Below are 11434 nucleotides of genomic sequence, written 5' to 3'. Positions count from 1 at the left end.
CGAATAGGCTTTTTCCATACCTCACATTTTAGCATATATTTCGTAAATGTGCTAATATTTAACAGTAAAGCCGTCGTAGAACGACGGGGTTTCAGACCCAAAATTTTCGATGAACCTTGCTCAGGGAATAGGAGATAGGAGTGAGCAGATGAGGTTGAGTGTTGGGGAGAAAAAGCTGAATTTGTCTCCTGTCTCCTGTCTCCTGTCTCGGAGTCTCCTATCCCCTCCTATTGGCACAAACGTTGATAAACTGTGGCTAAAGCTTGGACATCACCAACGTTACCCGGGAAAAGAACCACGGGTAAATTAGGAAAGAGGGGATGATCGGCTGCTGTGCGGACCATGGAGACACCGGGGAGAATCTGACCGAGTAAACGGGCCGAACGCAGGCTTAAACCCGTACTTAAGACATCATTAGAGGTAATTCCGCCTTTACTGATTAAAAAACTGATGTCACTGGGTAAACCCTTAACAATGTCCATTAACAGGGTGGAGACGGCAACCCCAAAATCAAGGCGTTTCTGCACAGAGGCAAAGGTTAACTCTTGCCGACTGGTATAGATAACGGGGGTTTGTTTATTTTTGTGAATAAGCTTGACTTTTTCCAGAGCTTGTGCTAGGAGTTGCTCTCGTTGATCGGGACGATCGCGCAATGCCGTCACATCGATTTCGACTCCGACGGTGTTGGGTTGTTGAAGCAGTTCATCTAATTGTTGGCTAGTTTTTTTGACGTGGGAACCGACGATAATTGCCCCGGCTTCCCCCGTCGGCTTATACTTACCCATAGATTCGGGTGCGATCGGTTGAGTTCCTAAATTAGCCAAAGAAGTTAAAATACTGGCGGCACTACGGAATAAAAATTTTTTTCCCTCCCCTGCGGCGGTTAAAATATCTTCAGCAAAGCGATCGAGATCCGCTTGAGTTTCCCCATCTACCACCCCACATTGATTATTTTTGAGCTTTTGCAGTCGTTCTAAACTACCTTGACGGATATCTGCCAGTAAAAATCTCTCTACATCATCTGCTTTAATTTTACCTTTCGTTTTCTCCTCCACATAATCCGGCAGATAACTGTAGTGGTAGGCAAAAACCGAATCGCGAGCGAATTCCGTCTCGTGGACGGGAGTGGGAACGCCATCGATGATTAAATAGTGAATACTATCGCGAGTGATTCTCCCCCCCTCAAAAAAGGCTGGAATCAGGAAATGTGCATCAAAACCGCCCAATTCTTCGGCAATAACATCAGTTTCGATCGGATAATGCCCGCGCAGGGTAGAATCGGAACGACTAACCACCAAAAAATCCTCGATTCCCTCTTTAGTTAAGGCAGTTTTCAGGTTATGACAGACTTCTCGCGTGACAGACTCGGCTTTTTCGGGGGTTAAAGCGCGAGTATTGGTCAAAACAAAGAAAATTGGCGCATTATCTGCCAATCCCAAGCGGAGAGTATCTTCATCCCACCGCATCAATAACAGACAACTATGGACTGTTTGGGAACCTGTCGGGTCGTCATCTAAGACTATAATTTTAGGTCTATTATTGCTCATATATTTTTTATCAGGATGGGAGGGACGGGGGAATCAAGAGAATCTGGTTAATAGTTTATCGGGTTCTGGTTCCCCATTAAAGTCGTCCCCTCCGCAAGCAACCGCTATCAATCTTGATCACAATCTGTCCAATATAGGATAAGCTATACCATGATTCATACAGTGACGAAGTTGAGCGCGGGAGACTTCCCTTTGAATACGTTAATTCACCCCACTGCGGTTATCCATCCGTCGGCAAAACTTGCTCCCAAGGTTAAAGTTGGTCCCTATGCTGTGATCGGGGCCAATGTGGAAATTGAAGCTGATACAATTATTGATGCCCATGTGGTCATTGAGGGTCCGACCAAAATTGGCAAGGGTAATCATATTTTTTCCGGGGCTGTTATTGGTAATGAACCACAGGATTTAAAGTATAAAGGTGGCGAAAGTAGCGTGGAAATTGGTGATCATAACCAAATTCGCGAGTTTGTCACGATTAATCGCGCCACGGATACGGGAGAAGTTACCCAAATTGGCAGTAATAATTTATTAATGGCCTATGTTCACGTTGCCCATAATTGTATTTTGCAAGATAACATTATTATCGCTAATAGTGTCGCCTTGGCAGGTCATGTCCAGATCGAATCAAAAGCAGTTATCGGGGGGGTTTTAGGAGTACATCAATTTGTTCATATTGGCAAAATGGCCATGTTAGGAGGAATGAGTCGTATTGATCGCGATGTTCCCCCTTTTACTTTAGTGGAAGGCAATCCCTGTCGGGTGCGAACTCTTAATTTAGTCGGTTTACAAAGAGCAGGTTTTACCGATGAAGATCTAGCTTTACTGAAAAAAGCTTTTCGGATTATCTATCGTTCTAATATAAATCTTCAGGAGGCTTTAGAACAAGTTTCTCTCTTAACCGATAACCCCCATGTTCAACATCTCTGTCAATTTTTACAATCCTCTACCACGGGAGAAAAACGCCGCGGTTTAATTCCGGGGAAATAATTTATTGATTGAGGAACAGTCTGTGGGGTGTAGGGTGTGGGGTGATGGGGAAGTGGGGAAGTGGGAAGAATAAATAAAAATAATCTCGTGTCTCCTGACTCCTATCTCCAGCAATCCTGACTCCTGACTCCTATCTCCCGACTCCTGACTCCTGAATTCTTTTATTATCAAATAATTATCCAAATGCGTATATTTATTAGCACGGGTGAGGTATCGGGTGATTTACAGGCAGCCATGCTGATTGAATCCCTTTTTAAACTAGCTAAAACCCAAGAAATTGAGTTAGAAATTTTTGCCTTAGGTGGTGATCGCATGGAGTTAGCCGGAGCAAAAATGTTGGGTAAAACCACTCGACTGGCTGCCATGGGATTAATTGAATCTATCCCCTTTATTTGGCCAACTTTACAACTACAAAAACGAGCAAAAGAGTTTTTTAGAGATCATCCCCCTGATCTGATTATTTTAATTGATTATGTGGGGGCAAATGTGGCGATCGGTCAGTCGGCTAAAAAAATTATTCCCGATGTCCCAATTATTTATTATATTGCCCCACAGGTGTGGATTTGGTCGGAAGAAAATATCCCCTCAGCTAAACTAAGGGCCACAGCAGAAAAGTTATTTAATACGGAAAAATTAATCGCCGTCACGGATAAATTATTGGCAATTTTTCCTGCCGAAGCTCGTTTTTTTGAAACAAAAGGTTTACCAGTAACTTGGGTGGGACATCCTTTAGTTGATCGTATGGCCAATGCTCCCAATCGGCAAGAAATGCGGCAAAAATGGGCAATAAAAACCGAAGAAACAGTGATCGCTTTGTTACCCGCTTCCCGTCAACAGGAGTTTAAATATCTCGTGCCGACGGTGTGCGCTGCTGCTAAAAAATTACAGGAAAAAATTCCCGATATTAAGTTTTTAATTCCCGTTCCCTTAGCTTTATACGAACCAAAAATGCGAGAATTAGTGAAGGAATATGGATTAAATGCGGTGATTATGGAACGAGATCAGACTTTAGAAGCGATTGCCGCAGCCGATCTGGCTGTGGCTAAGTCTGGTACAGTTAATCTCGAAATTGCTTTGTTAAATGTGCCGCAGGTGGTGGTTTACCGTTTAAGTGCAGTTACTGCTTGGATTGCCCGCAATATTATGAAGTTTTCTGTACCATTTGTCTCACCGGTAAATTTAGTTTTAATGCGAGAAATTGTTCCCGAACTATTACAAGAGCAAGCTAACCCAGAAAGAATTATGCAAGAATGTCTAGACCTATTATTAAATCAGCAACGTCGCCAAAAAATGTTAGATGAATACGCAGAAACTAAAGCCAGTTTAGGAACAGTAGGCAGTTGCGAGCGAGTGGCACAAGAGGTACTTAATTTTACGGATCAAGTTCCGAAAAACCAGAAAAAAGCGGGGTAATTTGCCACTACCCCACCAAATATTATCAAGGAATTACGATTACTTATAAGCGTCCATACCCTCACAGGAACAAACCAGATTTCTGTCCCCGTAGGCATTATCAACCCGTCCCACTACCGGCCAGAATTTATAATCTTTTAGCCAAGAAAGCGGATAAGCTGCCTGTTGACGGGAATAGGGACGACTCCAATCATCAGCAGTTAAAACTGCGGCTGTGTGGGGGGCATTTTTCAAGGGATTATCGTGGGGATCCATGCTACCATTAGCGATCGCTTGTACTTCTTGATAGATAGTTAACAAAGCTTCACAAAAACGGTCTAATTCCCCCAAAGATTCGCTTTCCGTGGGTTCCACCATCATTGTACCCGCCACGGGCCAAGAAACCGTCGGCGCGTGGAAACCGAAATCCATCAAGCGTTTTGCCACATCTTCCACCTCGATGCCGGCCTGTTTTTTCAGGGGACGTAAATCAATCACGCACTCGTGGGCAACCGTTCCCGCGCTACCCTTAAATAACACCGGATAGGCCGACTCCAGACGAAAAGCCAGATAATTAGCGTTCAAAATTGCCACTTCTGTCGCTTTTTTCAAGCCGGCTGCCCCCATCATAGCGATATACATCCAAGAAATCACCAAAATGCTGGCACTACCCCAAGGCGCGGCCGAAATTGCCCCAATCGAGTCCTGATGCTTACCATTAGCGGTTTCTGGGGATAATTTCGCCAAAACTAGGGAAACATCGGGCAGAAAAGGCACTAAATGGGATTTTACTCCGATTGGTCCCATACCGGGTCCGCCACCACCGTGGGGAATACAGAAGGTTTTATGAAGATTCAAGTGACAGACATCAGCGCCAAAATCCGCCGGACGACATAAACCCACCTGAGCATTCATATTGGCTCCATCCATATAGACTTGACCACCGTATTGATGAATCAAGGCACAAATTTCGCTAATTCCCTGTTCAAAAACGCCGTGAGTGGAAGGATACGTCACCATCAAAGCCGCTAGATTATCCTGATGCTTCTGGGCCTTAGTTTTCAGGTCATTAATATCAATATTGCCCCGAGAATCGCAATTAACCGCCACTACTTTCATACCACACATAACAGCGCTGGCAGGATTAGTCCCGTGAGCGGACTCAGGAATTAAGCAAATCTGACGATGACCTTGACCGCGACTTTCATAGTAGGCTCGGATTACCTGTAAACCGGCATACTCTCCCTGAGAACCGGCGTTCGGTTGTAGGGAAATGCCATCAAACCCGGTAATTTCCCCTAACCAAGTTTCTAACTGTTGAAAGAGCAGTTGATAGCCTTCTGCTTGGTCAATCGGGGCAAAAGGGTGTAATTTGCCGAATTCTGCCCAAGTTACCGGAATCATCTCCGCTACGGCATTGAGTTTCATCGTACAGGAACCGAGGGGAATCATGGAAGTATTTAAGGCTAAATCCTTTGTTTCCAGACGGTGCAGATATCTGAGTAATTCCGTTTCCGAGTGGTAACGATTGAACACCGGTTCGGTAAGATAGGCACTGGTACGGGTTAAATTAGCGGGTAATTCTAGACTAATTTTCTCGACTAATTCCGCCGCGGTAAAGGGTAATTCCTCGGTGGGGGCAAAAATTTGCCATAAATCCCACACATCCCTGAGACTGGTGGTTTCATCGAGACTAATTCCTAGATTATTCTCATCAAAATAACGCAGATTAATCTTATGGGTTTTTGCCTTGGCGAAGATATCCTTAACTCCCGTGGATACCGTAACTTTGAGCGTATCGAAGTACGGTTCTTTCCCCACTTGATAACCCAACTTTTTTAAACCATTTGCCAATAAAGCGGTTAATTTCTGCACTCTTTGGGCGATTTTCTTGATTCCTTCCGGTCCGTGATACACCGCGTACATGGAAGCAATCACCGCTAGTAACACCTGTGCGGTACAAATATTACTGGTGGCTTTATCCCGGCGGATATGTTGTTCGCGGGTTTGCAAAGCTAAACGCAGTGCGGGGTTACCCTGACTATCCTTCGATACCCCGACAATGCGCCCCGGAATGCTGCGTTTATAGGCATCTTTGGTGGCAAAATAAGCGGCATGGGGACCCCCATAACCCAAGGGAACCCCAAGGCGTTGACTGCTACCCACGGCAATATCAGCCCCCAATTCGCCGGGGGGAGTCAACAGGGCTAAACTGAGAATATCGGCGGCAACGGTGACTAAAGCCCCATTTTCCTGCGCTTTGGCGATAAATTCCCGATAGTCATAAATTAGGCCATCGGTGGCTGGATATTGTAATAATGCGCCAAAAATCGGCGTTTGAAAGTCAAAGAGACGATGATCATCGATAATAATGTCAATACCTAAAGGAATCGCTCTGGTTTTAACAACTTCAATCGTTTGGGGATGGCAACTACTAGAGATAAAGAAAGCATTGGCTTTAGTTTTACACAGTCCATAACTCATACTCATCGCTTCCGCAGCTGCTGTTCCTTCATCGAGGAGGGAAGCGTTAGCAATTTCCAGACCGGTTAAGCTAGTGATGAGAGTTTGGAAGTTTAAGAGAGCTTCTAAGCGTCCTTGGGCGATTTCCGCTTGATAGGGAGTATAGGCGGTGTACCAACCCGGATTTTCTAAGATGTTGCGGAGAATTACCGGCGGGGTGATACAGTCATGGTAGCCCATGCCAATAAAGGAGCGAAATACCTGATTTTTGGAGGCAATAGCTTTTAATTGGGCAAGAGCGGCGTATTCACTCAAGGCAGGTGCTAGATTAAGGCTTTTTTGTAAACGAATTGCTGCAGGGACCGTTTGAGCGATTAATTCCTCCACGGTAGCAACACCCAAAACCGCCAGCATTTTCTCGATTTCCGTCTCCGTCGGTCCAATGTGACGGTTAACAAAGCTATCGGTGCAGTCTAGCAGGTCTTGCAGGTCAGCAGGAGCGAATTCCTCGGTTTTCTCGGCCGTAATTGACCTATTTAGCATATTAATCTCGGTTTCAACAATTACAAAAGTGTTGCGTTTCATCGCTAGGGGTGATTTTAACGCAACTTGTAAAATTTTTCTAATATTTGAAGCCAGCAAGTTAAAGTCTCAGCTAATTTGCTATCGAAAAGTATGCCCAAAATTAACCTCACTACTGCTTTGTCACCAAAAACCAACCGGAATCCGTAGAGCCGATCACCTTTAATCCTCCTAAATCAGTAGCTTCTTTGGTTTGACGATCGATAATTAGGTAGGGTTGCTTGTGACTTTGCCAATAATTGATTAATTCTTCAGCAGCAAGGGGAAAAACCCGACGACCACTATAAAAATTTAATGAGGGGCGCTCGTAGGCAAAAGCAATATAAACAGGGTGATCGGCCGGCACATATTTCTGTACCAAACTCGCCACCGGTTTGACGGGGAAATTCTCATTTAATTCCCAGATCCACAGGGGAGAATTGACAAAAATAAACAAAGAAACCAACATTCCCCAGAGTAAAACCACGCTGAATTGTTCCGAGCGCCGAGCTAACAAAATCGCCGTTGTCACCATGGTCAAGGAAAGTGACAATAAGGTTAAAAGAATTAAGGGATGGATAGGTTCGATAGCGGCAAAATTACCCGGAAAATAGACCATTAAAGCTAATAAACCCGCCCCAACGCCGATAATACCCAGAATAATTGACCAGATTGGATTATAGGGGCGATCAATGGGAAGATTACCCACTTGCGCCAAGGCATAACCGGCCGCTAAAGCCAAGGCCGGATAGATCGGCAGAATATACCAAGGCAACTTGGTCGCCATTACCGAAACCACCAACAGATAAACACCCGTCCAAACTAACAGTAACTTCGCCCAACTGTAGAGATGTTCCTGACGTGCTAAACCTAAACCCCAAACCGAGAAAATTAACCAAGGCCAACTATATTTAAGAATTTCCAGCAGATAATACCAAAACGGTCCGCGATGATCGTCGAGATCGTCACTAACTCGCTTTAACTGTTGAACAAAAAGGGAATCGAGAAACTCCCGCTCGTAGTGCCAAAATTGGGCGCTATACCAGGCAAAAGCGGGAGTTGCTCCCAACAACCAACCCGACCAAAAATAGGCAGACGTTAATAACCGGGGGGTATCCCAGAGCAGAAAAATCAAGCCGATACCCGTCAATAATAGCCCCATAATACCCTTGGTCAGACAAAGGAGGGCAAATCCTAACCCCGCCCCCAGAGACCAGCGTAAATCGCGCCGTGAGCGCAGTAAACAGACAAACATCAGCATTTCAAAACATAATACCGCTCCATCCAACATGGCTAAACGGCCATGGCGCACCACCGGCAAAAGAGTTAGATAAATTAAGGCCGATAGTAAAGCTGGCAAACGAGCGGGAAAAATTTCTCGACCGAGAAGGTAGAGGAGCGGCACCGATAAAGCTGTTAAAAAAGCGGGAATTAGTCTCGTATTGGCCTCATTAATGCCCCCGAAATGGTAGGTTAGACCAATCAAACTATGAATCAACGGTGGTTTATTCAGGTAGGGATCACCCCAAAAACTGGGAAATAACCAGCGCAATTGTTCCAGTGGGGTTTGGCTAATTTCCTTGGCCACCTGAGCAATGGTCGCTTCATCCCAATCCCGCAAGGGTAAATTACCTAATCCCACTAGATAGATAATTAAGGCCGCTATTAATAATCCCAGTAAACACAGAAATTCTTTAAAATTTTCTCTCTGACGCAATTTATAGCTAGAATATCCCCAAGTAAATTTTTGACGGTTCATAAGCTAGGGCAGTAAACAGTTAACTGATTATGTATTGGTATAATGGCGAATTAATCGAGGATGAGCGAATAAGTCTGGGTATTGATGATATTGGACTGCTTTATGGAGCCACACTCTTTACTACCCTGCGTATCTATCAACAAAGCTTAGATCATCCCCTAACCCATTGGCAAGAACATCTCAAACGTCTGCACTCTAGTTTACAAGTTTTCCAATGGTCTGATCCCGATTGGCAGCGAATTCGCCAAGGAGCCGAAGAATTATCCCGATTCTATCCTGTCCTGAGAATTACAATTTTTCCCGATGGCAGGGAGTGGATTAAAGGCAGATTTCTCCCCGAAGATTTAAACCTTAGACAAGAGCGGGGAATTATTGGCTGGGTAATAGATAATCCCGCTTGGCAACGCATTTTAGGAGAACATAAAACTGGTAATTATTTAACCCCTTGGTTAGCGTCACAAACTGCTCAAAAAAAAGGAGCAAAAGAAGCGATATTAGTCGATCGAGTTGGGAATTGGTTAGAAACTAGCACGGGTAATTTATGGGGATGGAAAGATAATTGCTGGTACAGTCCCCTGCTGACTGCTGATATTTTACCCGGCATCGGGCGCTCGGCTTTGATCGGCTGGTTAAAAAAACAAAATATTTCCCTAGAAGAAAATCTCTGGACCCCCGAATTTGTCGGGACTTTAGAAGGGATTGCTTATAGTAATTCCCTGGTGGAAATTATCCCTTTTAATTCTATTCTTGGCTGGAATCTACAGATAAATACAGCCATTTATCGGCAAGTTTTACCGGATTTACAGCAATATTTTTCCAGTCAATTAGAGAATAAATAAACTTCTGGCATGATTAACAATCAATTTCTGAGGATTCAAAAACGGCAAAAATAAGGATTGAATTGCCTAAAATCTGTGAATAGACCATTTAATTGCTTATTATTCATTCTTAATTCTCCTGACCACTGACTACTAACTCCTGACTCCTGACTCCTGACTCCTAACCCTAACAACAATTTTTGATTTTTACAAGAGGTCTAATAAAGGTGTGTTACTAGAGGCTAACACACCTAAAATCTGGAAATAATACCGCTTAAGCTTTAAAATTCTCGCTCGGAATTAGCCTCACTATCGCGTTTAGAACCGAGTAAATCTAGTTGATCGACGAGAATCACCGGTTTAGAGCGAGCTAATCCCGTGTTTTTGTCATTCCAGGTATCCATTTTTAAAGAACCTTTAATTCCGATTAAACCGCCTTTTTTCACATAATTAGCGGCCACTTCCGCCGTTTTGCCCCAAATTTCCAGATCGAACCAATCCGGCTGATCGCTATTTTTAGAGCGACGATTAACCGCTAAAGTTAAAGTACATAAAACCTTACCCGACTCGAAATACTTGGTTTCTGGGTCTCTCCCCGCTCGTCCCACCAAATGAACCAGATTTAAACTCATGGTCTTAAATCCTCAATTTAGTACAATAGTATGTTTATTTTAGCCCGAAACCCTGACTTTGACCGGTGGCTAGGGAGAAAATTAGGGGCAGGATTTGCGTCAATCTGGAGAGAAAGAAGCGATAATTAACTAGACTTGAGAAACAAAACGTAATAAAATCCAAGTCGATTCGATCGAAAGTCTAGCCATAGCAACGTTGTTATAAGAACAGGAGTGAAAACAAGTGGGTTTTTTTAGAGGTCTAGCCTTATCAAGGGACATAGGTATAGACTTGGGGACAGCAAACACCCTCGTTTATGTGTCAGGGAAAGGTATTGTTTTAGAGGAACCATCGGTAGTGGCGATCGATCAAGATCGTAACCCGATCGCTGTCGGGGAGGAGGCCAAAAAAATGCTCGGTCGGACTCCGGGCCATGTCACCGCTCTGCGACCCCTGCGCGATGGGGTAATCGCCGATTTTTACAGCTGCGAGATCATGTTAGCGGAATTCATCAAACGAGCGCTCGATGGCACGATTGGCAATCCCCGCATGGTAATCGGTGTTCCCAGTGGGATTACTGGAGTAGAAAGACGTGCGGTGGTGGATGCGGCCAAAAATGCCGGCTCGCGAGAAGTGGGGTTAATTGATGAACCGGTTGCTGCGGCCTTGGGTGCCGGTTTACCCGTCTCGGAAGCGACGGGAAATATGATCATCGATATCGGTGGTGGCACCACGGAAGTGGCGATTCTCAGTCTCGATGGGACAGTGATCAGCGAATCGGTCCGTGTGGCCGGGGATGAACTCACGGAAGCAATTATCGCTTATCTAAAAAAAGTCCATAACCTGATTATCGGGGAACGCACGGCCGAAGATATCAAAATTCGCCTTGGTTCGGCTTATCCCTCCCCCGGAGATGAATTTCCTCCTCTGGAAGTGCGGGGATTGCATCTTATGTCCGGTTTACCCCGCACCGTGACGATCAAAGCGGAAGAAGTGCGGGAAAGTATGGATGAGCCACTTTCCGTGATCGTTGATGCGATCAAACGTACCCTAGAAAAAACTCCCCCCGAATTAGCGGCCGATATTATCGATCGCGGCATCATGTTAGCGGGAGGGGGTGCTTTATTACGGGGACTCGATCGCCTAGTCAGTCACGAAACCGGTATCGTTACCCATATCGCTGAAGATCCCCTGCGCTGTGTTGTCAAAGGCACGGGAGAAGTGTTAAAAAATCAGAAACTCTTTGAGCGGATCGTTAATGAAACAACTCGCAATGTCTAAAGGTCACTAGGATC

8 protein-coding genes are annotated in these 11434 nt (G+C 44.8%); 4 read left to right on the top strand and 4 right to left on the bottom strand.

Annotated elements, in window-relative coordinates:
* Positions 1 to 227 precede the first annotated feature (227 nt).
* Positions 228 to 1547, bottom strand: a complete 1320-nt coding sequence (locus H6G48_RS19725; protein ID WP_190722930.1) for a four-carbon acid sugar kinase family protein — start codon at positions 1545 to 1547, stop codon at positions 228 to 230.
* 150 nt (positions 1548 to 1697) lie between these two features.
* Here H6G48_RS19725 and lpxA point away from each other — a divergent pair, with 150 nt between their 5' ends.
* Together lpxA and lpxB are read left to right on the top strand one after the other, a co-directional pair.
* Entirely contained in the window at positions 1698 to 2534 is an 837-nt protein-coding gene (lpxA, locus tag H6G48_RS19720) for an acyl-ACP--UDP-N-acetylglucosamine O-acyltransferase (RefSeq protein WP_002797088.1), read from the top strand.
* A gap of 183 nt (positions 2535 to 2717) precedes the next feature.
* Positions 2718 to 3947: a lipid-A-disaccharide synthase gene (gene lpxB / locus H6G48_RS19715; protein ID WP_190722929.1), complete on the top strand. Its 1230-nt coding sequence runs from the start codon at positions 2718 to 2720 to the stop codon at positions 3945 to 3947.
* 39 nt (positions 3948 to 3986) lie between these two features.
* Here lpxB and gcvP read toward each other — a convergent pair whose 3' ends face one another.
* Positions 3987 to 6974, bottom strand: a complete 2988-nt coding sequence (gcvP, locus tag H6G48_RS19710) for an aminomethyl-transferring glycine dehydrogenase (RefSeq protein WP_190722928.1) — start codon at positions 6972 to 6974, stop codon at positions 3987 to 3989.
* Positions 6975 to 7083: 109 nt separating this feature from the next.
* Complete coding sequence (locus H6G48_RS19705) at positions 7084 to 8709, bottom strand: ArnT family glycosyltransferase (RefSeq protein WP_190722927.1); 1626 nt, start codon at positions 8707 to 8709, stop codon at positions 7084 to 7086.
* A 29-nt stretch (positions 8710 to 8738) separates the two neighbouring features.
* Between H6G48_RS19705 and H6G48_RS19700 the strand changes: the two genes are divergently transcribed.
* Positions 8739 to 9548, top strand: a complete 810-nt coding sequence (locus H6G48_RS19700) for an aminotransferase class IV (protein ID WP_190722926.1) — start codon at positions 8739 to 8741, stop codon at positions 9546 to 9548.
* A 260-nt stretch (positions 9549 to 9808) separates the two neighbouring features.
* On the opposite strand, the gene H6G48_RS19695 is transcribed toward H6G48_RS19700, so the two are convergent.
* A complete protein-coding gene (locus tag H6G48_RS19695; protein ID WP_002802212.1) occupies positions 9809 to 10159 on the bottom strand; it encodes a single-stranded DNA-binding protein in 351 nt (116 codons plus the stop codon).
* A 223-nt stretch (positions 10160 to 10382) separates the two neighbouring features.
* Here H6G48_RS19695 and H6G48_RS19690 point away from each other — a divergent pair, with 223 nt between their 5' ends.
* Complete coding sequence (locus H6G48_RS19690; RefSeq protein WP_147070009.1) at positions 10383 to 11420, top strand: rod shape-determining protein; 1038 nt, start codon at positions 10383 to 10385, stop codon at positions 11418 to 11420.
* Positions 11421 to 11434 lie beyond the last annotated feature (14 nt).

Source organism: Microcystis flos-aquae FACHB-1344 (assembly GCF_014698375.1).
GTDB lineage: Bacteria > Cyanobacteriota > Cyanobacteriia > Cyanobacteriales > Microcystaceae > Microcystis > Microcystis aeruginosa.
Note: the sequence above shows the minus strand (reverse complement) of the source record. Positions and strands in the feature narration are given on the sequence as shown.

Coding starts and splice junctions, on each gene's coding strand:
- H6G48_RS19695 (WP_002802212.1), bottom strand. CDS start 10,159: ATGAGTTTAAATCTGGTTCATTTGGTGGGACGAGCGGGGAGAGACCCA.
- gcvP (WP_190722928.1), bottom strand. CDS start 6,974: ATGAAACGCAACACTTTTGTAATTGTTGAAACCGAGATTAATATGCTA.
- H6G48_RS19725 (WP_190722930.1), bottom strand. CDS start 1,547: ATGAGCAATAATAGACCTAAAATTATAGTCTTAGATGACGACCCGACA.
- lpxA (WP_002797088.1), top strand. CDS start 1,698: ATGATTCATACAGTGACGAAGTTGAGCGCGGGAGACTTCCCTTTGAAT.
- lpxB (WP_190722929.1), top strand. CDS start 2,718: ATGCGTATATTTATTAGCACGGGTGAGGTATCGGGTGATTTACAGGCA.
- H6G48_RS19705 (WP_190722927.1), bottom strand. CDS start 8,709: ATGAACCGTCAAAAATTTACTTGGGGATATTCTAGCTATAAATTGCGT.
- H6G48_RS19700 (WP_190722926.1), top strand. CDS start 8,739: ATGTATTGGTATAATGGCGAATTAATCGAGGATGAGCGAATAAGTCTG.